The sequence below is a fragment of the Psychrobacillus sp. Z16_25 genome (assembly GCF_056856695.1).
Map to the genome: position 1 here is coordinate 183,229 of NZ_JBXEOV010000004.1, position 22,228 is coordinate 205,456.

Here is a 22,228-nt window from a genome sequence, read left to right on the forward strand (position 1 = left end):
TCCTTGCTTTCTTTAATCCTTTAGGCGCATCTTCATCTTCAGCAAAATTACTACCGAGTAGTACTTTTCACACGTGCAAATAAAAAGATTTTCCTTTATCAGTAAGTGATAGAGTATGTACTAGGTTAAAGTCCCTATCAGTGGTAGAAATTGCTCTGTCGCCGCCGATTTCCTTATTCATAAGGCGCACTTCTTTTTACTTCCCAATATTATCTCCCTATATTTTAGCAATTTAAAAACTCTCTTTTGAAAATTGATATTACATTTTTATGATAAAGAGAATCGAACCGAAATGAGATAGTCATTAATTAGTAATTTTTATAATTATAGGAGAATAATCAACTTTATTCTGATATAATAAAATGTTGGAAAAAATTGATAAAGAAGGTTTAAGATATGAAGGATTTAAAAATTCCCACAAAACGCTATAGACCAGAAATAGAAGGAGTGCGTACTGTAGCTACATTACTTGTAGCGATTTACCATATTTGGTTAGGGAGAGTTTCTGGTGGCATAGATGTATTTTTTGTACTTTCTGGATTTTTAATTACTACTTCCTTACTGTCGAAAGTTGAAAGGACAGGAAGTATAGGTTTTGTTCATTTTATTGTGGGATTAGCAAAACGACTATTTCCACAAGCATTATTCGTTACGCTAGTGGTAGGTATTTCTGCGGTCTTTATTATTCCAAAAGTCCAATGGGAATCACTTGTTTCCCATATATTTGCTTCCACATTTTATTTTGAGAACTGGCGTTTAGCAATCGATTCAGTTGATTATTTGGCTCGTGATAATGCGACAAGTCCCTTGCAACATTTTTGGTCGCTATCGGTACAAGGACAGTTCTATATTATCTGTCCACTTATCGTTGTCTTTTCATTTATGTTAGCTCGTGTCATTCTGAAGACACCACTTCGTAAGACGCTTTTAACAGTATTATCCGTGTTATTCGTAATATCAATCAGTTATTCGATTTATAAAACTGGTACCAACCAACCATGGGCGTACTTTGATACGTTTGCACGTTTATGGGAATTTAGCATTGGCGGTATCTTTGCACTATTGCTACCATATTTACGAATAAACAGATATATTAGCACTGTAGCGGGATGGATAGGGATTTTCATCATTTGTTTAACAGGTATAGTTCTACCGGTGTCCACTGTTTTTCCAAGCTACTTAGCATTAGTGCCTATTTCTGGCGTGTTATTAATTATAGTAGCCTCCGAAAACAGTACAAGTCTTGGTATCGATAAATTTTTAGGTCGTAAGATATTCGTCTTTTTAGGTAGCCTAACTTATGGATTCTATCTATGGCATTGGCCTTTACTAATTTTCTATCAAACAGCTTTCGAGACACAAGATGTTCCGCTTACACATGGCGCGCTCATCCTATTAGCTACATTCGTCTTATCTTATATTTCTACACATTTAATAGAGATCCCAATTCGCAGTTTAGATATAAAGCTTAATAAATTTAAGTTATATGAAACTTTGACAACGTTATTGCTACTCGTTGTTGCGATGGCGTTTGGTTTTTCTCAATATGTAAGTTCTGAAAAAGAAGAGGCAAGCACTACTGTCTCGTCAAAAGATTATCCGGGTGCTCGCGTTTTGTATGAAGATATAGAGTTAGAAGAGGAGGTAGAATTAATCCCGTCCCTTTTAACATTAAAAGAAGACATCCCTGAGTTTTATAGTATGAGAAAATGCTTATCACGTAATTTAGAGGAAGTACGTATTTGTCACTTCGGGGCTACCGAAAATCCAGATTATACGGTTGCTGTTGTCGGTGGCTCACATTCAGGGCATTGGATGCCAGCATTGGAGATTTTAGCGGAAGAAATGAACTTCCAAATTGACCTTTACAGTCATGATGGTTGTCGCTTTACAACGGCAGATTCAAATTCAAATTTCCTTCCATCAGATGCATGTTTGGCTTGGAATGAAAATTTAATTGAGATATTAAAGCAGGATCCACCAGATTTAGTTTTTGCTCCGAGTACGACGAATGATGAGGAAGTGATTCCACAAGGGTTTGTTAATCAGTGGAAGGCACTTGATGGATACACACATATTTTCGGAATTCGTGACAACCCGAGGATGGATGAGAAAACTCCAGAGTGCTTAGAGCGTGTAGTAGACGTATCCGAATGCTCCGTAGCACGTGATGATGCATTATCTGAAGTTGCACCGTGGGATAATACACCTGGTATTCCAGACAACGTGTACTTTGCAGATTTATCGGACTACTTCTGTGATGAAGAAAAATGTTATTCGGTAATTGGTAACATTATCGTTTATCGAGACGATAACCATATTACAACCGATTACATGAAAACATTAGCACCAATGTTAAAAATACCATTACAAGAAGCTTTTGACTTATTAGATAGCGGTACATTTGAACAGCATAGAAAACTAGATTCCTAGTAAGTGAAATGAGATGGGCTTTAATAAGCCCATCTTTTTTTATTCCATCTAACCTCATACCCTACCCATCTCGCTATTCTCCCCAAACCGATAAAATAAAAACGACTACCCGAGTATACGAGTAGTCTTCCATATGTTTTGTTATTAAGCCGCCATGTTACGGCAAGCCTCGGCACATTTGTAACAAGCCTCCGCACATCTTTGACAATGGTCATGGTCGTGCTTCGCACATTCGTCACCGCAGCGCTGACAAATCTCTGCACATAGCTTACAAATATCCTTAGCAAATGGACTGTTTCTTGTCATGGCTTGCACAGCAAAGCCGCAAATGTCTGCACATTCCCGGTCTAGCCGAATACATTCCGCCATCATCTTCACATGTTCTTCACTTAAGCAAGCATCAAAACAATTATTACACGCCTCTAAGCATTCCTGGCATGCTTTAATACAAGCTTCGTATTGGTTGTTCATGTTCCTCTCCTCCTTGCGTAAATGCTATCCATTAGCCATTTTCCCTGTTAGAGAGGACTCAAACATCTTGTTATTTGGCTGATAACTCACTTTCCAATACCCACTTATGATTCTTCATTTCTTGCCCATCTGTGGTAGTCAAGTCAATCATGTACACAGTTTCCTTTTCCACTGTGTCAATCGTGGCTATTGACCCTTTCATCCCTTCCATATGAGAAGCTAGCAGCTCCACTGTATCTCCAACCTCATATGCTTGCTCAGCATTTTTCAGCTCTTCTTGAACAACCCATTTGTGGTTTTCTACCTTCTCGCCATCCGAGGAAGTATAAGTTACTGAATAGGTTGTGGTATCAAAGGCTCCAGTGACTCTTCCTTCAGCACCATCCATGCCCGGCATATGGTCCGCATTGACTATTACCTCACTGTCTATAGGAAATGCTGGGTCAGCAGCAGCCTTCATTCCCTCCGGTGCCTCTCCTCCATCCGTCTCATGGTTCATGTGAGCCTGATGATCTGTGCTCTCCTCCGACTCCTGTGTTTCGTCATTGCATGCACTGATAGATAAGGATAGACCAATTAGTAATAGTAACGTCCATTTTTTCATTATATCTCCTCCTTAAAGCTTCACTCTTTGTAGCCTTAACGCATTTAAAACAACGGACACAGAGCTAAATGCCATCGCGGCTCCGGCAACCCAAGGAGCTAACAATCCTATTGCGGCAATTGGAATTCCAAGCGTATTGTATGCAAATGCCCAAAAGAGATTCTGTTTAATATTAGCCATTGTTTTACGACTCATCATAATTGCATCTGCAATACTGTTTAAATCGCCTCGAATCAATGTAATATCTGCAGCCTCCATTGCCACATCTGTTCCTGTTCCAATAGCCATCCCGATGTCTGCTACCGCAAGAGCTGGAGCATCATTAATACCATCACCAACCATTGCAACCTTCTTACCTTGGGCTTGTAATTTTTTAATTTCTTCTGCTTTCCCCTCAGGCAATACCTCGGCTATATACTGTTTAATACCGGCTTCTTTTGCAATAGCGGCAGCTGTGCGTTTATTATCTCCAGTAATCATTACAACCTCTATACCCATGTTAAGTAGGCGTTCAATCGCACGTTGGGAAGATTCCTTCATTGTATCTGCAACTGCAAGCATTCCTGCATATTTTCCGTCAACGCTTGCAAGCATAACAGTTTTCCCTTGATTCTCTAGAGCTTCCATATCACGAATAACTTCTTGTATGTCTATTTCATGCTGAAGCATAAGCTTTCTAGTACCCACTAAGACAGACTTTCCTTGGATTGTCGCTTTCACTCCATGGCCCGGTATTGCTTCGAATTCCTTTGCCTGTAATGCGCTATCTGGAGCTCCAGCTACAATTGCTTGTGCTAGTGGATGCTCTGATTGCTTCTCAGCAGCTTTCACGTATGCAAGAAATTCCTCATTACTCCAACCACTTGCAGGGACGATATCTGTTAACATAGGCTTTCCATTAGTCACGGTACCAGTCTTATCTAGGACAACCGTTTGGATTTGCTGCGTTTGCTCCAGATGCTCTCCACCCTTAAACAAAATTCCGAACTCTGCTGCTCTACCCGAGCCAGCCATAATGGAGGTTGGCGTTGCAAGACCTAGTGCGCACGGACACGCAATCACTAGCACGGAAATTAAAGCTTCGAGAGCAGGAGTAAATTCTCCAGGACTGACAATAAAGAACCAGACTAAAAATGTAATGACCGCAATTCCTACTACAATTGGGACAAATATGCCGGATATTCTATCCGCTTGACGCTGTATCGGTGCCTTCGATCCTTGTGCATCTTCCACAACTTTAATAATTTGTGCAAGTGCTGTATCTCTGCCAACCTTTGTGGCTTTCATTCTAATAAAACCGTTCGTATTTATGGTAGATCCGAATAAGGAATCTCCTTGTTTCTTATCCACAGGAATACTTTCACCAGTTAGCATAGATTCATCGACTGCACTATTTCCTTCTATCATTTCTCCGTCCACCGGGATTTTTTCTCCTGGTTTTACTAAAAGCACATCTCCTACTAATACTTCATCTATTGGAATCGCTAATTCTTTTCCATCTCTAAAAACCAATGCAGTTTTTGCCTGCAAGCCCATAAGCTTTTTAATAGCCTCCGATGAGCGACCTTTAGCTTTTGCCTCAAATAGCTTTCCTAAAATAATAAGCGTCAGCAAAACAGCACTTGTTTCAAAATAAAGCTGTGCGGCATGATGCTCTCCGATATGTCGGAACGCTTGGTATACACTATAAAAATAAGCAGAAGATGTTCCGAGTACGACTAGTACGTCCATATTGGCACTTTTATTTTTTAGCGCCTTGTAAGCACCTACATAGAACTGCCAGCCGATGATAAATTGTACTGGCGTTGCCAATGCCATTTGAACAAATGGATTCATTAAGATATCCGGCATGTAAATAAAGGAGGTAAACGAAAAATGACCGACCATTGTCCATAGCAATGGTAATGATAAGATTAATGAAAAGATAAATTTCCTTTGTTGCTTTTGTATTGCTAGCTCACGATGATCTACTGTTTCCTTTTCTTCCGATTGATCCACCGCTCCATAACCGAGCTTCTCTACCTTTTGAATAATCTCAGCAGCAGAGAGTTCGGAGGGATTGAATTCAACCGTGGCACGCTCTAACGCCAGATTGACAGACGCTCGAGAAACTCCAGGCAATCGATTTAGCCCTTTTTCTATTCGAGCCGAGCACGCTGCACAGGTCATCCCTGTTATAGCAAACTCTTTTTTCTCCTTCACAACGTCATAGCCTAAATCTTGAATCTTCTTTTCTAAATCTAGCTCCGTTATCTGTTCAGGGTCATATTGCACAACAGACTTTTCAAGCGCCAGATTGACATTTGCCTCCTGCACGCCATCCATTCTATTTAACCCTTTCTCAATACGAGCTGCACATGCAGCACAGGTCATCCCTGTAACCTTGAAGCTCGCTTGTTTTCCTTGATTGCTCATTGCCATCACCTTTCCTATACGGGTAGGGGGTATAAAAATTGAATAAAAAAGTACAAGCACCTCTGCCTGTTCATTGCCTGCTCATTCGAGAGTAAAGTTCAGCTAACTGAGAGTAAGTTCTGGCTATCCGAGAATAAATCCCCTCCGAATGAGAGTAAATCGACTTTTTGAGAATAAAAGCTGTCTATCCGAGAGTAAAGTTCCCCCGAACGAGATTAAATCCCAAGTAAACGAGAGTATTGTCTCCCTAACCGAGAATAAATCCAGCAGCCGGCAATTCGAAAGTAAGCCACCAGTAACCCCAAACTCAATTCCCCAATACGAGAGGAAATCCCTTCTATTCTTGATGAATAAAAGGGATTCATTTATTCCAGCTCTCAAATTTTATAGAACATCGTATCCTTGCTCATCAATTGTTTCCTTGATTTTATTAAGAGACACTTTGTTTTCTTCATAGGAAACGTCTACTTTTCCGGATTCCAGATATACTTTTACTTGCTCAACGCCATCTAGGCCTCCTACATTTGTTTCCACAGTCTTTACACAGTGACCACATGACATTCCTTGTACCTGTAATGTAACTTGATTTAACATAAACGATTCCTCCTATTATTTTCTCATTAATTTTTGTATAGTAACCAAAAGCTCATCTAACACTTCTTCATCACCTTCAGACAGTCGATCTGCCACACATCCCTTAAGATGTCCCTGCAGAAGAACCTTTGCCACGCTATTTAATGCTGATTGGGTAGCTGAAAGTTGGGTAATAATATCATCACAATAAACATCCTTTTCTACCATTCCCTTTATTCCTCTGATCTGGCCTTCAATACGATTTAAACGGTTGGTCAGGTCCTTTTTCACATGGTCCGGATGGTGACTTTTCCTACAAGACAACTCTTCCGTTAATAAAGTGCTGTCATCTAATACATTATCCAAGCAATCAACCTCCTATCCTCTATCTCCATCATATTATACCTAATAGGGGTATGCAAGATTTAAGTCCTCTAAATTATCAGATTATATAGGGACAGAATGTCTTATTTATAATTTCTCAATAAAATAAGGATTTATACTACCTTCGTTACTCTTCCCCAAAATAGTAGGCTAGAAAATGAAATTAGACATTTTCAAAAATCACATATCTCTGTCCTTCTTATATAACACCAAATCAGTCGAACTAATACCATATAAAAAAACCTCTCCGATTTCTCAGAGAGGCCATTTTTATTATATTTCTAACGTGTTTTCAATTTCATATTCCTCCAAAAGGGCAGTTAGCCAAGAAGAATATTCTTCATTTATTCTACTTTCGAGAATTACTTCTCTTACTTCCTCTTTCACTTCTTCAAGAGTGGCTTCTTTTGCTTCTTTCTTTCCTGTTACCTTAATAATATGATATCCATATCCGATTTGAATAGGGTGACGTCAGCGTGATGTCGAACAGCAATAAAGATGCGGTAGCCTTGAAGCTATTGTAAACACAAGAGTAATCAAAGATTTATAAACGAAACAAGCCAATATGCTATAGTTATCATAAGGTAAGATGAAAGGATGTTAATCGATGGCAAAAAGTATTGTAATTGCTGAAAAGCCTTCCGTAGCTCGTGACATAGCTAGGGTTCTAAAATGCACGAAAAAAGGAAACGGTTTTTTAGAAGGAGATAAATATATCGTCACTTGGGCGCTTGGACATCTAGTTACTTTAGCTGACCCAGAAGCCTACGACGTGAAATATAAAACATGGAATTTAGAGGACCTTCCTATGCTTCCAGAGCGCTTAAAATTAGTTGTGATGAAGCAAACAGGGAAACAATATAACGCGGTAAAGAGCCAGCTGACTCGCGGAGATGTAAATGAAATTATTATTGCGACTGACGCAGGACGTGAAGGAGAGCTTGTTGCCCGCTGGATAATTGAAAAGGCAAAGATAAATAAGCCAGTGAAACGTCTGTGGATATCTTCAGTCACTGACAAAGCAATTAAGGACGGCTTTCAAAATCTAAAGCCAGGTAAGGCATATGAAAATCTGTATGCTTCCGCAGTTGCTAGATCAGAAGCAGATTGGTATATCGGTTTAAACGCTACCCGAGCACTTACTACGCGATTTAATGCCCAGCTGAACTGTGGACGTGTTCAGACCCCTACTGTCGCGATGGTTGCTGCACGTGAGGATGAAATTAAAAACTTTAAGCCTCAGACGTATTATGGAATTGAAGCACAAACAGAAAATGACTTAAAGCTAACCTGGCAGGACGGGAATGGAAATAGCCGAAGCTTTAACAAAGAGAAAGTCGACGACATCGTGAAAGGGCTTGGCAAGAAAGACGCTACAGTCGTTTCTATCGATAAAAAAGCGAAAAAATCCTATGCACCTGCTCTCTATGATTTAACCGAGCTGCAACGTGATGCGAATAAAATGTTTGGATACTCAGCGAAAGAAACATTAAACATCATGCAAAAGCTTTACGAGCAGCATAAGGTACTGACATATCCAAGAACGGACTCAAGATACCTTTCTTCTGATATTGTTAGTACAATTCCAGAGCGCTTAAAGGCATGTGCTGTTGGAGAATATCGTACGCTTGCCAACAAGCTGTTAGCTAAGCCAATTAAAGCAACAAAAGCATTTGTGGATGATAGCAAGGTTTCAGATCACCATGCAATTATTCCCACAGAAGGCTATGTCAATTTCTCCGCTTTCACAGACAAAGAGAGAAAAATTTATGACCTAGTAGTAAAGAGATTCCTAGCAGTTCTCTACCCACCTCACGAATATGAACAGTTAACATTACAAGCTACAATCAATGGAGAAAAATTCATTGCTAGAGGAAAAACCATTCTTCAAGCAGGCTGGAAAGAGGTTTATGAAAACCGCTTTGATGACGACGATGCATCTGATGATGTGAAGGAACAAATCCTTCCACGCATTGAAAAAGGACAAGTGTTAAAGACGAAGCTCATTATGCAAACCTCTGGCCAAACAAAGCCACCTGCACGTTTTACAGAGGCTACGCTGCTGTCAGCAATGGAGAATCCAACGAAATACATGGAAACGAATGATAAGAAGCTAGCAGAAACGTTAAAGTCTACCGGGGGATTAGGGACTGTTGCTACAAGAGCGGACATTATAGACAAGTTATTTAACTCCTTTTTAATTGAAAAGCGTGGTGGCAAGGATATCTATATTACTTCTAAAGGTCGCCAGCTGCTTGACCTTGTCCCAGATGAGTTAAAATCACCTGCTACAACGGCAGAATGGGAGCAAAAGCTAGAGTTAATTGCAAAAGGAAAGCTAAAAAAAGAAGTTTTTATTAATGAAATGAAGAAGCACACGAAGGAAATTGTTGCAGATATTAAATCTAGTGATAAAAAATATAAGCATGATAATATATCCACTAAATCTTGCCCGGACTGTGGAAAACCAATGCTTGAGGTAAACGGCAAAAAGGGCAAAATGCTTGTCTGCCAGGACCGTGAATGTGGTCACCGTAAGAATGTAGCACGTGTGACGAACGCACGCTGCCCACAATGTAAAAAGAAAATGGAGCTTCGAGGTGAAGGCGAGGGCCAAATCTTCACATGTAAATGTGGACATCGCGAAAAATTATCTGCCTTTGAGGCTCGCCGTAAAAAAGAAGGCAGTGGAAAAGTGGATAAACGTACTGTTCAAAAATACTTGAAACAGCAACAACAAGAAGAGCCTGTGAATAACGCATTCGCAGAGCTACTAAAAGGCTTAAAGCTAGACGACAAATAAGAAAAGCGCAAACGCTGGAGCTGGTATACTTAAAATGCCAGCATCAGCACGTTCCTGACATAAAAATAAAAAGAGTGTAGACATGTAATTCTGTCTACACTCTTTTTGCTATACCAACTTTTGTCCACAGTTCGGACAGAAGTTTGCGCCAGTCGTTTTTTGTCCACAGTTCGGGCAGAAATTAGGCATTTGCCCTCCGCTTGGTGGATTTGCTTGGCCTGATTGTTGATTATTGGACGAATTCGAAGGATTAGATTGGTTCATGTTTTTCATCATTTCATTCGCCATATTCATCCCCATCATCATACCAGCCATATCGGAAGCTGCACCTGAGCCCGAAAGCTTACCCGATGCCATCGCATCCGTCACCGAAACCTGCTGATATTTAGACAGATCACCAATCATGCCATGAGAAGCATTTTTCGTGATCATATCTTGGATTTCCTGTGGATAATTAAAGCTCATTATGTTGAAGCCCGTAATCTTCATCCCGAGGTCCATGATTTCCATATCTAAATCATCTTGAATACCTTTAGCTATATCTGAAGCATTGGCTTGTAAATTAAACATATCCTTTCCTTCACGGCTAATCCATTTCATAAGTAGCTGATCCAGAATAGACGTAATTCGGATTTTTACGTCCTCCACCACATAGGTGTTTTTCACTCCTGCAACCCTGTCAATTAGCGCCACATAGTCGTTTACTTTAAAGTTAAACGTTCCATTCGCACGGATTGGCATCCCTCCTGGAAGCTGTGGAGTCGGGATATTAATAGGATTTCTCGTTCCCCACTTCACTGTGAATTCCTTTGTATTAACAAAGAGAACCTCGACACGCATCCCACTATTAAACCCAAATCTAAATCCTTTTAAAGTAGAAAGGAAAGGAATGATTTGAGACTCAATATCATACTCGCCCTCATTCTCAAATATCCCTTCAATACGGCCGCTATTAAAGAATATCGCATCCTGACCTGGACGAATAAACAGCTTACTTCCTTTTTTAATCTCGGAGTTATTCCATTTCCAAAAAATCATATCTTCTCTAAATTCTTTCCACTCGACTACATCTGAAAACTGACCTCTAAAAAAAGACATTTCCTCATTCCTTTCTCTTACACATTTAAGAAGGCATTAGAATTTCCCACTGCTTCCACTAAACGATCTTCCACCACCTGTTACGCCTCCCCCACCACTTTTATTGGAAGGCTTACGAACTTTCGTGACAGTCTGATTAACAAAGACATCTCTCTTACTATTTACTCTTACATTGTTTTGATTAAGATAGGTATGGCTATTTACTGTTACCCTTCCACCAGAGTTATACACCATAGAGCCGACTACTATACAAGCAATAAGCAAGGCAGCCCCTACTTGAAACCACCACTTATGCAGGATATTATTGGATTCCGGTAAAGTCTGCATATATTCATCGGCAGTTAGGATAAATTGTTGGAAAGCATCATAATACCTTCCCTCTGATAAAGCTGGAATTATCATCTCCTGTATTTGAGCCATCCTATTATTATCTAGATATTCTTCAGCCTTCTCAAAACCCATTAATACAACATCCCGATTTTCCTTATCCACATCTATACCAACCATAGCTGCACTACCGTTTGGTTCAGTTCCATAGCCTACAGCAAATTCATCCGCAAAGTCGCTCATGTATGACTGTAATTGTTGTCCACCATGTCTAGTAATGATGATAAAATCAGTCTCATTCTTAACGCTATATTCCTTTGCAAGCTGCTCCAACAGCTCTACTTCTTGCGAAGATAATATTCCCGCATCATCAAAGACATAGCGTTCTGGCGTTAAAGCCTTGGTAGCCCCAAAGGGAATAAATAGAATAATAAAAGTAAGCAGCGTTATAGCATATTTTTTCACCACAAATCGCCTCCCATCGCAAGCGAAATTCCTTTTAGTACAACAAAGGATGCTGCAGCAATACCACTAAACCAGCCAGCGACCTTCTCCCCACTGATTGGTGGCTTCCCTACTACCTTACCAGTTTGCCCATTCATCGCAAAAATGTGCTCCTTGTCACCATAATCATAGTAAACCATCCAAATTGGCAGCAGAACGTAATAGGCATTCTTCTTATTCGTCTGAATTTGTTTTGTCTTGTAATTCACGGAGGAGTAGCCAGCTATCGTAGATCTAACGTAGTTGTCTATGTATGGTTCTACTTTTTCTTGGATCCTTGGTAATAACTCGTCATCCGTGTAATTGTATTTTTCCGCAATATATCCAGCTAAATAGGGAGTTTTAAAATCTTTTAAGTTGCTGTAATCAAACGGCTCCAGCTTATCCATTAACACATCATCCAATTTTTCAGATGCATCAACCGGTACCTTTACATAGCTGAGATCAATATCTCGATACACGTCATAAAATTTAGTTTCTGTGTAGATATAGTCACCTCTTGTATAGGTTCTCACCCTCGTAGCAAGTGCATTGACCTTTGCCGAACTGTCCAAATCATACATCCAAAAAGGCACGTAGATACCCGTAATCCCTTTTATCCTGTCAGCAGACATAAATCCTTTAGGCGTTAGTCGACCATTTCTACACCATTTCCGAAAGGCCTCCATAGCCTGCTCCTTATTGATAGAAAAGGGAATAACCTTGGCCGGAGCCAATTCTCCTGTCAGCCTGTCTCCAAGTACAACCGCTGCACCACAAAAGCTGCAGCTGGTAGCAGTCGTATCTGCATCTGTAATGACCACCGCTCCACAGTTATTGCAATTATACTGCTTCGCTTCATCCTCCGAGAACGCCGCCTTTATATTCTCCTCAGAAAATGTATCAATATTATCTTTTCTTCCACAGCTCGGGCAGGATAACATACCTGAAGTACTGTCAAACTCCATATCAGCTCCACAGTTCGGACATTTATATTGGATGATCATCCTCATTCTCTCCCTTTCTATTGAATAGACTGCAACAACCGTTGCAGTCTAAAAATAGTTCTATTGCTCTTTTGAATTGACTTGAGCCTTCAGTGCTTCCAGCTCATCATCTACATTCACTTGAGCTTTAAGCGCTGCAAGCTCATCCTCTACCTTAGAATCCGTATCATATTTGGCAGCCAGGTCATTTATGTCCTCTCCAGCTCCTTTATTTAGCTCCGCCAATGCATTTGCTTCATCAAGCTCCTGGTTGATCCGAGCTTCCATCTTATCAAAAGCAGACATAGAACGACTTGCTCCACCCATAGAGGAAGTAAATTCATTTACCCTCTTTTGCGTTTTAGCAACAGAAGCTTTCCCTTTTAATATAGATCTTCTTGATTCCAGCTCTCCGATATCGGAAACAAGCTTGTCATGCATTTGTCTCATCTGTACAGTGTTTGCAGAAGCAAGCTCCTTCGCTGTCTTTAAATCAGCTTCCTTCGCCGTATACTCGGCTTTTTTGCTTAGGAACTTTCTAGCATCATTTTCATTTCCCGCCTCTAGAGCCTTCACTGCATAGTTCTGCATCTTTGTAATATCAGCTTGGCACTCCTCAAGCTCACGAGTCGCACGTTTTTCAGCAGCCATAATGGTTGCAGTCTCGGATTTTACTTTTCCTAGGTCTTTATTTAAATCACGTAAATATTGATCGATCATCTTTTCAGGGTCCTCTGCCTTATCTAATAAGGCATTAATATTGCTTGACATAATATCGCGAAATCTTCTTAAAATTTCCATTGCAAACTCTCCCTTTATCGAATGATTTTAACTTTTACTACCTAACTATATGCATTGTCTCTAAATATAAAATCTGAGTGATGCACCACAACAGAAAATCCTCCATCTAGAAGGTATACATGTTATACGAGAGACCCTCCTAAAGGTTTCACCTATACAAAAATATAGCGTGAATTATCCGAGAGTAAATCGGCTGAATGAGAATAAAGTTTGGCTATACGAGAGTAAACCTCCTCTATCCGAGAGTAAATCCCACTTGAACGAGAGTAACGCCACAGCCTACCCCAGCGGACATCGGCCATGCCCCACCTACCATTCTTCCGAGAGTAAATATTGACTATCCGAGAATAAATTCCGACCAAACGAGAGTAAATCGGCTGAATGAGAATAAAGTTTGCTATCCGAGAGAGAACTTCGGTTATATGAGAGTAATCGTCCCCCATCCGAGAGTATTGACTCCCTGACCGAGAATAAAACCAGCAACCGATTCCGTAGGAGTAACGGACCAGGAGATCCCAGCGGATATTGGCCTTGCCCCACCACCATTCTTAACCGAGAGTAAATCTTGGCTATCCGAGAATAAAATCTACCCGAACGAGAGTAAATCGCCCGAACGAGAATAAAGTTGGTCTATCCGAGAGAGAACTCCGGTTAAACGAGAGTAAACCTTCTCTATCCGAGAGTAAACCCCATCGAACGAGAGTAACTCCGTAGCCTATCCCCACCAAGCAACATCCCATAAACGAAAAAAACCACTGAAGGAATCCTTCAGTGGTTTAAATCTTATATTAGTAAGTAGTCCAGCCGCCATCAGCAGTTACTACTACACCATTGATAAAGCTTGCATCGTCTGAGCCTAAGAAAATTGCAAGTTTCGCAATTTCTTCTGGTTGTCCAGCACGTGGGTTCAATGCCATACCAAGTTGTTGTTTACCAGCGCCGTATTGACTGATATTTGTCATAGAAGCTGAAATGTTCGTCATTACTGCTCCTGGAGCTATACCGTTACAACGGATTCCTTTGTCAGCAAACATGAATGCTGTATTTTTTGTTAAACCAACTACTGCATGCTTAGAAGCTGTGTATGCTGCTCCAGCACGGCCTCCATAAAGTCCACCAGCAGAGATATTGTTGACAATGACACCGCTACCTTGCTCTAAGAACAGGTCTGTCGCTTTACGCATTGTTTTCATAACAGATGTTGTATTTACTGCGAATATCATATCCCAGCGTGCATCCGAAATTTCATTTACTGGTTCCATGCCATCCATAATACCAGCGTTGTTTACTAAAATATCTAATTTACCGTATGTGTTAATCGTTTCATCAAATAAACGGTTTAAGTCTTCGTCTTTTGTTACGTTTGTGTCTATTGCAAATGCTGTTCCACCATTTGCTGTAATAGCTTCTGCAACCGCTTTCGCACCTTCCAGGTTCATGTCTGATACGACAACCTTAGCACCTTCTGCTGCATAACCTTCTGCAATTGCTTTTCCCATACCAGATGCGGCACCTGTTACGATAGCTACTTTGTCTTGTAATTTCATTGTTTTGCCTCCTCAAGAGAACATTTTATTGAACATGTGTTCAATTAAAATTATACTAGATAAGTTGAAAGAATACAAACAACACAAAACTATCAAACTGTTCATTACTAGACATACTTATAGATACTGTTCATTAGTTATGGAGGGAAATATGAAAACAGATCTACGCATTCTAAAAACGCAAGAAAGCTTACGAAATGCTCTCTTAACTCTATTAAAGAAAAAGCCCCTAGAATCTATTAATATCGCCGAACTCTGCAGACATGCCAATATAAATAGAGGGACTTTCTATTTACACTACAGAGATGTCCATGGAGTAGTGGAAAGCTATTTTGAAGAAATTGTAGAAGATCTACGAGTATCTTACGAAGAGCCCTATTATCAAACAAACTTTCATATCCAGGAATTAGAAGCCGATATGATTAAGATCTTTCATCATATAAAAAGGTATGAAAACTTCTATCGAATTATGTTTGACGGCTCTACCCCTATTAAATATTATTACAAGCTGTTTTCTATCGTGCGTTCGTTAATGTTGAACTCTTTTAGTGAAATTAAAGATGAATTCCCGCCAGAGCAGCTAGAATTTCTTGCAAGCTATCAAACCAACGCTATTATGGGAATTCTTATAGAATGGAGTCAGAAAGATTTTTCCACTCCAGTAAATGAACTGAATACTTATCTACTTTCTTTTTCAAAATTACTCAATTAGGAGGGCATATTGCTTAGATTCTTTAACTATCTTTGTTAAGATGGCTTTTTAGGAGGTTTGTATAAATGAATTGGACAGTATTCTTAGAAAATACCTTTTGGATCAATCTGGGGATATCCATTGGTATTTTCTTAATTTTCCTCGTGTTAAGAGGTTTATTCACCAAATATATTTTTAATTTATTTCTAAAACTTAGTAAGAAGACGCCTACCGACTTCTTAAATAATGTTTTTCTTTCCTTTGAAAAACCGTTTCAATGGTTTTTTATCATCGCAGGGATTTACGCGGCAGCTAATTTCTTTCCTTATTTTAATGAGCATAACAAGTTCTTCACAAATCTTATTAGCTCATCTTATATTATTTTGCTTGCCTGGGGAGTATACAATTTAACTGCCGAAACGTCCGTGTTATTCAATAAAATGAAGGTCAGATATAATCTTGGAATCGACGATGCGCTGACACCATTCATTTCCAAAACAATCAGATTCATTATCATAGTAATTGCCTTCTCTATGATTGCTGATCAGTTTGGATATAGCGTCAGTACATTTGTAGCAGGCCTTGGACTAGGTGGCGTTGCAATTGCCTTCGCAGCAAAGGATGCGCTTTCTCACTTATTAGGAGGACTAACCATTATTATCGAAAAGCCCTTTACCTTAGGGGATTGGATCTTAACCCCAGATGTAGAAGGAACAGTAGAGGAAATCACGTTTCGAAGCACAAGAATTCGAACCTTTTCTCAAGCACTAGTAACGATGCCTAATGCGACGATTGCTAACGGTCCTATCACCAATTGGAGCAAGATGGGAAAACGTCAGATTAACTTTACGCTCAGAGTTTCTCAAGATACTACACCTAGCCAACTAAAACAGGTAGTCTCCGAAATTAAAGACCTTGTCAGCCACCATCCAGGAGTACACCCTGAGACAATCTTTGTGAAGTTCGACCAGTTTAAAGACAATGGCTATGATATCTTCCTTTATTTCTTCACGAACACAACTGTTTGGGCAGAGTTCTTAGAAATAAAAGAGGATATTAACTTTAACATACTAGAAATTCTTCACCGTGCTGACGTTTCAGTTGCAGTACAAAGCCGAAAAGTATACATAGAAAGCGAAAAAGACGTTGAATAACATCAACGTCTTTTTTAAGTGATGACAACCAGCCAAATATATAAACCAAGCAATGTGATAAAGAGTGTTGGAACGGTCAGAACGATGCCCACTTTAAAGTAAGTCCCCCAGGACACCTTTACTCCTTTTAATGATAAAACGTGCAGCCACAATAGTGTTGCTAGAGAACCGATCGGCGTAATTTTTGGTCCTAAATCAGAGCCAATGACATTCGCATAAATCAAAGCCTCTCTCATTACCCCAGTGGTAGAAGTCTCCGCAATGGCTAACGCGTCAATCATCACAGTAGGAAGATTATTCATAACCGAGGAAAGAATTGCAGCGATAAAGCCCATTGCCATAGTTCCAGCAAATAAGCCTTGGTCTGCTGCTGCCTGAATAACCTTGGCAAGAAGTGAGGTCAACCCAGCATTTTGCAATCCATAGACTACTACATACATCCCTATAGAGAAGAATACAATATTCCACGGTGCTCCCTTTACTATCTTGGTTGTTTCGATTGCCGGACTTCTTCTAGCCACTAGGACAAAGAAAATAGCAATAATCCCAACAATAAAGGAAACAGGCACACCGATATATTCACTAGAGAAATAGCCAACTAGTAAGACTGCTAAGATGTACCAGGATAACTTGAATAGCTTTCGATCTCTAACTGCCTCCATGGGCGCTTTTACGATTGTTGCATCATAGTTTTTCGGGATGCTTTTACGAAACAATAAATAAAGAACCAAGATACTTGCTCCCAAGGAGAAGAAATTCGGCACAATCATTCTTGAAGCATATTCTACAAAGCCAATCCCAAAGAAGTCTGCGGACACGATGTTCACCAGATTACTAATGACGAATGGAAGAGAAGTAGTATCTGCAATAAACCCACTCGCTATAATAAACGGAAAAATCATCTTCTCCGTAAAATTCAAATTCCGAACCATCGCTAACACGATAGGAGTTAGGATCAATGCTGCACCATCATTGGCAAATAACGCAGAAACGATAGCACCAAGCACCGTCACATATATAAACATGCGAAGGCCATTTCCCTTTGCCATTCGTGCCACATGTAAAGCAGCCCATTCAAAAAATCCAATGTCGTCTAGTATTAAAGAAATAATGATTATTCCAATAAATGCAAGGGTCGCATTCCACACAATGCTCGTCACATCTAGCACATCTTGAAAATCTACCACTCCCACTAAAAGTGCAACGATAGCTCCTCCACATGCAGACCAACCGATACCAAGCTTTCTTGGCTGTAAGATGACGAGTGCTAGGGTGATAATAAAAATAATAATTGCTAAAAAAGTAGAACCCACATGAATACCTCCATTGATGTATCAAACACTATAACTATAAGGGGTTTTGGTGAGATAGTAAATGGAGGATTATATATAGCTTTTATAGGGGAGATAGAGGAAATATATCTGTAGAAATTGTATGCTTTTTTTCCCGCTGGTGTCGTCGGCGATGCTCCGAACTATTAGTATCAGCTGGCAACTAATTATTTGGGATAAGGACTCCTAGAGAGTCCTTCCCATTAGTACAACAAACTGAAAATAAAAGAATTATAATCTTCTCACCTTAACTCGGTAAGATAAACAATTGGATAATGAGGTTACCTCCTCAAACTTCCATGTATCTAAATTAAGTGCTCCACCTGGATAGAAGGCAGTTATTTGAAGGCCTGCTTGTTGACATAGATTATATATTTCTTCTATTGAGTAGCAAGCTAGTGATTGTGTGATCGTTTCATCAGGTGAACTTAGTTGCCAAAGCGTATCTGTCATTCGATGGTTGTTTTCATCATACCCATATTCTCTCATTATCTGATTCTTATCCGATACAAGCATTTGCTGTCCACTAATTCGTTGCCAATAGCTTGGGTGATATATATCAATAAGTGCATAACCGTCAACCTTCAGCCACTTGTTTATCCGTTGTAATAGATATAATTGATCTTCATCTGTTCCCACACCAAAGCCATCTATATAGAGGACTAAATCATATTGTTCGTTTAATTTTACCGAATAAAAGCTATCACATAAGATGTAGATAGATGGATTGGAATGAGCTCTAGCGTACTCAACCATTTCTGGAACAAGCTCCACCGTAGTTATATTCTTATCGGTTAATGAAAGTTCATTTGCAAGCAGCCCTGAACCAGCGCCAATTTCAAGAACATCCTGAAAAGGTTTGCCCACTTGTTCATGAATCAAAGCTACTTCCCTCTTGTTATAATCTACATCTTGTAAAGCATCCTGAAAAAATTCAAATTGTTTTTTGTAAAATGGTTGAACCCAATTAGTTTTCATATAATATATCCTCCTGTAAGTTAATTTTCGCCTTACAGGAAACTAATTAAATTTCTGATACCCATATAGAGCACCTCCTCCTATCATTATCCTATCATAGGTATAAAACATGTGACAGATTTTTCAGTTTTTTAACCCCATACAATAAAACAGCTGTTTTGGTGAACATCCTCCAAAACAACTGCTTTTATTTTATCTTATTTAATTCGAATAGAAGCTGCGCCTTCTAAGTAATTTGGAAAAGAATAGTAATATATTTTTATGGGATTCAACACATCTACTGTATCAAAGGAAACGGTTTGATACATATATCCCCCCTCTCCATGAGTTGATTCAGTAGGAGTATTTACGTTTTTCCCTTCAGCATCTATGACGTCAGAAAACACGGGGAAATGATGTTTTTCGTCTGATGTTTTTAGTCGATATTCTATTGAATTAGAAGTTACTTTCATTATTTCTAGCGACTCGTCGAATGGCTTATTTAATACCTCTTTCTTCGCTAAATCAACCAGTAAAAAACTATTTTCTTTTGGTAAAGCTTGAACCTTACCTATTTTTAGATAAAGCTCCTTGGGCTCTCTAAAATAATTGCTCTGTAAAAAGAACTTCCTTTCTTTGTCTTGCACGCCTCCAGAACCTGTAACACCATTACTTATGGATCCCCAAGTTTCTCCACGCTCATCTTCTAGCAACATTTCCCCATATTGTAGTATCGTCATGTTATTCTGTTCATTTACCTCTATTGTAATTGCAGCACGTAAGGGGTTAACTATTACCTCTTTTATTTTTATCTTTTGACCATCAATTTCAACAGTTTCATTTAGGGTATAAACTTTTCCCTCACTTATATCATTTTTGAGAGAAAAAGAAAGATGGAATTCAGTTTTTTCAGCATTATCTAGAGTAATATCCAAGGTTAAATCTTTGGATGCTAATCTCTTTTTATCCCCAAAATAAACACTTATATTGCTTGACCTATTCTCTTCCCTTGGATAATCGTAGCCATATGAAGAGTTTTCCAATAAGTCCTCGGTGCCATTTTTTAAGCTGAGTTGATCCAAACGGGGATGACCCTCCCCTTCTGGAAACTTCATTGAATAAAAAATCTCCATGCCTGTTTCATCCACAATTACCCCATCTAACGTAAACGTATAGCCGTCCTTCGACTTACTAATCCCTATGGATTCATAGTATTCGTTTTCTACTATACCCTCTAGCCCCTTATCAATCTGAACCATCTCTACTAACGATTCCAACCAAGGTATATTAGCTACCGCACTAGCAAAGGTCGGTGAAACTCGGATAGAAGTGACAAAGGTAAGCATAAGGACTGCAACGATAGAGACTGCCCAGCTGATTTTTTGACGCTTTCTCTTTTTATGACGTGCCTTCAAATAACCCTCTTTGATAGCGGCAGTTACCTGATCTTCTGGAACTGGTATTCGCTCGAGCCGTTCCTTCGATTCATTTAGCAATTTCTCTTCCTTTTCAAACATGACCTGCTCCCCCCTTCTCCGATAGAAAGCCCCTTAAGGATTTTAAAGCTTTGTTCAACCTGGATTTTACGGTTCCCTCAGGAATTTTTTCTATTACCGCTATATCCTTAATTTTTGTATTTTGAAAGTATTTTAGATGAATGAGCTGCTGCTCCGAGGGAGATAAAGAAGAAATAGCTTCTTCTATTTCTAAGGATAGGCCTTCTTCGCTGTACCCTAACTCCTGCAGAACTTCATTTGAAATAAAGCGTTTATTCTTTTTCAGCTGATCTTGGCAATAATTGATCATAATACGTACTAGCCAGGTCTTTACATACTGCGGCTCCCTGACCGTATGAATTTTTTGGTAAGCTCTAAACGTTACCTCTTGCATCGCTTCCACCGACTCATGTTCGTTTCGGAAAAATGCATATGCAGTTCGGTAGAGAGCGGCTTTATGAACCTGCATTAATTGCAAGAAAGCCTGCTCGTCTCTTTTTATTGCCTTACTTGCAATCTCTCGCTCTTCCACCATGACACCCCTTTTGTTTATTTATCTATTAGACACAGAAATCGGAAAAAAGTTCATCTAAAATAAAAATTTTCTTTTTAAAGTGCCACCCATTAAAAATAAAGAAATAGCTTTCCTACATATAAGTTCCAAAGTGAGTGACTAACAATTCCTAGGGTTAGGGATTTCGTTTTTAGCGTTAATATGGATAACAATACACCCATTACCCCTGCCGTCACCCAATAGGTCGGATGAAAAAGCCCAAAAATGATAGAGACAATCACAATAGCCCCAAAAGGCTTAATGAATTTTAACAAAGTGAATAATAGGACGCCTCTAAATATAAGTTCCTCCCATATAGGTAGAAGCGTGACCGTCTCCAATAGAAAGGTCCAACTAGATCCAGCCTTGACTCATCGGATGAAACCCTCCACTCGAAACCTTTTAACGCTCATTTTCCAATTCCTTATACTTTAACATAAGTATTCAAATGGAAATGAAACAAATAAAAAAACACTGCAAGTAGCAGTGTCGAAATCTTCCTTATTTAATTCGCGTAGTCGCCTCTTTTGTAAGCTCCTTGCTCATCTCTACATATTGAACAAATACACGTGCAAGCTCCTTCAAACGGTTGTGCACATCCTCATCAATGATGACATTGTTTTCGTCATAGTGGCTGCCATGTGTATAGACATAGTTTGGTGTAACCAAGCATTTAAAGTAGTCTAGAATTGGCTTCAACTGATTTTCTACCACTAAATGGTGCTGATACGTCCCACCATGAGCTACGATAGAAACAGGCTTATAACGCATAGACTTAGGGTGTAAGAAGTCAAACGTATTCTTTAAAACCCCAGGAATTGATCCTTGGAAGATTGGTGTTGCTATCACAAAGCCGTCTGCACGGTCAAACTTACTCACAAGCAATTTCATATCATCGTTATATTCCTGAAAAGGACGACCATCTACGAACTGGTGCTCATAATTCGAAAGCTTTATAATTTCTAGTGAATGCTCTGTATTTATTTCTTCTATATATTGTTTCAATTGGTCTAAGATAACCCCTGTTTTTGTCCCGATAATTGTTCCGTCTACTAATAGAATTTTCATAACAGAACCTCCTTTATCCGAACCTTATTATATCAAAAAAACTGTGCCCTAAT

Annotated in this window: 19 protein-coding genes and 1 pseudogene; 4 read left to right on the top strand and 16 right to left on the bottom strand. The window is 39.4% G+C overall.

Features of this window, described 5'->3' with window-relative positions:
- Nucleotides 1-396 precede the first annotated feature (396 nt).
- Nucleotides 397-2,433, top strand: a complete 2,037-nt coding sequence (locus AC1VU3_RS06720) for an acyltransferase family protein (RefSeq protein ID WP_482983137.1) — start codon at nt 397-399, stop codon at nt 2,431-2,433.
- Nucleotides 2,434-2,577: 144 nt separating this feature from the next.
- Here the strand turns inward: AC1VU3_RS06720 and AC1VU3_RS06725 are convergent, their stop codons facing one another.
- From AC1VU3_RS06725 to AC1VU3_RS06745, 5 genes are all read right to left on the bottom strand, one after another.
- Nucleotides 2,578-2,904, bottom strand: coding sequence for a four-helix bundle copper-binding protein (locus AC1VU3_RS06725; RefSeq protein ID WP_480389685.1), 327 nt, complete (start codon nt 2,902-2,904; stop codon nt 2,578-2,580).
- Between the two features lie 70 nt (nt 2,905-2,974).
- The gene (locus tag AC1VU3_RS06730) at nt 2,975-3,508 is read right to left on the bottom strand and encodes a YdhK family protein (RefSeq protein WP_482983138.1); all 534 of its coding nucleotides are present in this window, start codon (nt 3,506-3,508) and stop codon (nt 2,975-2,977) included.
- 12 nt (nt 3,509-3,520) lie between these two features.
- Complete coding sequence (locus AC1VU3_RS06735) at nt 3,521-5,923, bottom strand: heavy metal translocating P-type ATPase (protein WP_482983139.1); 2,403 nt, start codon at nt 5,921-5,923, stop codon at nt 3,521-3,523.
- 384 nt (nt 5,924-6,307) lie between these two features.
- A complete protein-coding gene (copZ, locus tag AC1VU3_RS06740; RefSeq protein WP_480389688.1) occupies nt 6,308-6,517 on the bottom strand; it encodes a copper chaperone CopZ in 210 nt (69 codons plus the stop codon).
- Between the two features lie 15 nt (nt 6,518-6,532).
- On the bottom strand, nt 6,533-6,862 hold the full coding sequence (locus AC1VU3_RS06745; protein WP_480389689.1) for a metal-sensing transcriptional repressor: 330 nt from the start codon (nt 6,860-6,862) through the stop codon (nt 6,533-6,535).
- A gap of 625 nt (nt 6,863-7,487) precedes the next feature.
- On the opposite strand from AC1VU3_RS06745, the gene AC1VU3_RS06750 reads away from it, so the two are divergent.
- A complete protein-coding gene (locus AC1VU3_RS06750) occupies nt 7,488-9,683 on the top strand; it encodes a DNA topoisomerase III (protein ID WP_482983140.1) in 2,196 nt (731 codons plus the stop codon).
- Nucleotides 9,684-9,791: 108 nt separating this feature from the next.
- Here AC1VU3_RS06750 and AC1VU3_RS06755 read toward each other — a convergent pair whose 3' ends face one another.
- The 5 genes from AC1VU3_RS06755 to AC1VU3_RS06775 form a co-directional block, all read right to left on the bottom strand.
- Nucleotides 9,792-10,781 (bottom strand): SPFH domain-containing protein, encoded by a 990-nt coding sequence (locus tag AC1VU3_RS06755; protein WP_482983141.1) that lies wholly within the window; start codon nt 10,779-10,781, stop codon nt 9,792-9,794.
- Nucleotides 10,782-10,817: 36 nt separating this feature from the next.
- Nucleotides 10,818-11,573, bottom strand: a complete 756-nt coding sequence (locus tag AC1VU3_RS06760) for a TPM domain-containing protein (protein ID WP_482983142.1) — start codon at nt 11,571-11,573, stop codon at nt 10,818-10,820.
- Nucleotides 11,570-12,598 carry a TFIIB-type zinc ribbon-containing protein gene (locus AC1VU3_RS06765; protein WP_482983143.1) on the bottom strand — a complete coding sequence of 343 codons (1,029 nt, stop codon included), beginning with the start codon at nt 12,596-12,598 and terminating at the stop codon, nt 11,570-11,572. The genes AC1VU3_RS06760 and AC1VU3_RS06765 overlap by 4 nt, the downstream gene beginning before the upstream one ends.
- A gap of 60 nt (nt 12,599-12,658) precedes the next feature.
- Nucleotides 12,659-13,378: a PspA/IM30 family protein gene (locus tag AC1VU3_RS06770; RefSeq protein ID WP_480389697.1), complete on the bottom strand. Its 720-nt coding sequence runs from the start codon at nt 13,376-13,378 to the stop codon at nt 12,659-12,661.
- A 788-nt stretch (nt 13,379-14,166) separates the two neighbouring features.
- The gene (locus tag AC1VU3_RS06775; RefSeq protein WP_480389698.1) at nt 14,167-14,925 is read right to left on the bottom strand and encodes an SDR family oxidoreductase; all 759 of its coding nucleotides are present in this window, start codon (nt 14,923-14,925) and stop codon (nt 14,167-14,169) included.
- A gap of 151 nt (nt 14,926-15,076) precedes the next feature.
- Here AC1VU3_RS06775 and AC1VU3_RS06780 point away from each other — a divergent pair, with 151 nt between their 5' ends.
- Nucleotides 15,077-15,637 carry a TetR-like C-terminal domain-containing protein gene (locus AC1VU3_RS06780; protein WP_480389699.1) on the top strand — a complete coding sequence of 187 codons (561 nt, stop codon included), beginning with the start codon at nt 15,077-15,079 and terminating at the stop codon, nt 15,635-15,637.
- A 65-nt stretch (nt 15,638-15,702) separates the two neighbouring features.
- The gene (locus AC1VU3_RS06785) at nt 15,703-16,770 is read left to right on the top strand and encodes a mechanosensitive ion channel family protein (RefSeq protein ID WP_482983144.1); all 1,068 of its coding nucleotides are present in this window, start codon (nt 15,703-15,705) and stop codon (nt 16,768-16,770) included.
- A 14-nt stretch (nt 16,771-16,784) separates the two neighbouring features.
- On the opposite strand, the gene AC1VU3_RS06790 is transcribed toward AC1VU3_RS06785, so the two are convergent.
- From AC1VU3_RS06790 to AC1VU3_RS06815, 6 genes and pseudogenes are all read right to left on the bottom strand, one after another.
- Nucleotides 16,785-18,083, bottom strand: a complete 1,299-nt coding sequence (locus AC1VU3_RS06790; RefSeq protein ID WP_482983145.1) for an arsenic transporter — start codon at nt 18,081-18,083, stop codon at nt 16,785-16,787.
- A gap of 249 nt (nt 18,084-18,332) precedes the next feature.
- The gene (locus tag AC1VU3_RS06795; protein WP_482983146.1) at nt 18,333-19,079 is read right to left on the bottom strand and encodes a class I SAM-dependent methyltransferase; all 747 of its coding nucleotides are present in this window, start codon (nt 19,077-19,079) and stop codon (nt 18,333-18,335) included.
- Between the two features lie 197 nt (nt 19,080-19,276).
- Nucleotides 19,277-20,575: a DUF4179 domain-containing protein gene (locus AC1VU3_RS06800; RefSeq protein WP_482983147.1), complete on the bottom strand. Its 1,299-nt coding sequence runs from the start codon at nt 20,573-20,575 to the stop codon at nt 19,277-19,279.
- Nucleotides 20,568-21,086, bottom strand: coding sequence for a sigma-70 family RNA polymerase sigma factor (locus AC1VU3_RS06805; RefSeq protein WP_482983148.1), 519 nt, complete (start codon nt 21,084-21,086; stop codon nt 20,568-20,570). Before AC1VU3_RS06805 ends, AC1VU3_RS06800 begins: the two co-directional genes overlap by 8 nt.
- Nucleotides 21,087-21,178: 92 nt before the next feature.
- Nucleotides 21,179-21,451 (bottom strand): annotated as a pseudogene (locus AC1VU3_RS06810) (CPBP family intramembrane glutamic endopeptidase); the annotation flags it as partial.
- A gap of 157 nt (nt 21,452-21,608) precedes the next feature.
- A complete protein-coding gene (locus tag AC1VU3_RS06815; protein WP_482983149.1) occupies nt 21,609-22,175 on the bottom strand; it encodes an NADPH-dependent FMN reductase in 567 nt (188 codons plus the stop codon).
- Between the last annotated feature and the right edge of the window lie 53 nt (nt 22,176-22,228).

Bases quoted from the DNA above. Each gene is read 5' to 3' on its own strand.
- AC1VU3_RS06720 (WP_482983137.1), top strand. From the start codon at position 397: ATGAAGGATTTAAAAATTCCCACAAAACGCTATAGACCAGAAATAGAA.
- AC1VU3_RS06750 (WP_482983140.1), top strand. From the start codon at position 7,488: ATGGCAAAAAGTATTGTAATTGCTGAAAAGCCTTCCGTAGCTCGTGAC.
- AC1VU3_RS06765 (WP_482983143.1), bottom strand. From the start codon at position 12,598: ATGATCATCCAATATAAATGTCCGAACTGTGGAGCTGATATGGAGTTT.
- AC1VU3_RS06775 (WP_480389698.1), bottom strand. From the start codon at position 14,925: ATGAAATTACAAGACAAAGTAGCTATCGTAACAGGTGCCGCATCTGGT.
- AC1VU3_RS06755 (WP_482983141.1), bottom strand. From the start codon at position 10,781: ATGTCTTTTTTTAGAGGTCAGTTTTCAGATGTAGTCGAGTGGAAAGAA.
- AC1VU3_RS06735 (WP_482983139.1), bottom strand. From the start codon at position 5,923: ATGAGCAATCAAGGAAAACAAGCGAGCTTCAAGGTTACAGGGATGACC.
- AC1VU3_RS06795 (WP_482983146.1), bottom strand. From the start codon at position 19,079: ATGAAAACTAATTGGGTTCAACCATTTTACAAAAAACAATTTGAATTT.
- copZ (WP_480389688.1), bottom strand. From the start codon at position 6,517: ATGTTAAATCAAGTTACATTACAGGTACAAGGAATGTCATGTGGTCAC.
- AC1VU3_RS06730 (WP_482983138.1), bottom strand. From the start codon at position 3,508: ATGAAAAAATGGACGTTACTATTACTAATTGGTCTATCCTTATCTATC.
- AC1VU3_RS06815 (WP_482983149.1), bottom strand. From the start codon at position 22,175: ATGAAAATTCTATTAGTAGACGGAACAATTATCGGGACAAAAACAGGG.
- AC1VU3_RS06725 (WP_480389685.1), bottom strand. From the start codon at position 2,904: ATGAACAACCAATACGAAGCTTGTATTAAAGCATGCCAGGAATGCTTA.
- AC1VU3_RS06785 (WP_482983144.1), top strand. From the start codon at position 15,703: ATGAATTGGACAGTATTCTTAGAAAATACCTTTTGGATCAATCTGGGG.
- AC1VU3_RS06800 (WP_482983147.1), bottom strand. From the start codon at position 20,575: ATGTTTGAAAAGGAAGAGAAATTGCTAAATGAATCGAAGGAACGGCTC.
- AC1VU3_RS06770 (WP_480389697.1), bottom strand. From the start codon at position 13,378: ATGGAAATTTTAAGAAGATTTCGCGATATTATGTCAAGCAATATTAAT.
- AC1VU3_RS06780 (WP_480389699.1), top strand. From the start codon at position 15,077: ATGAAAACAGATCTACGCATTCTAAAAACGCAAGAAAGCTTACGAAAT.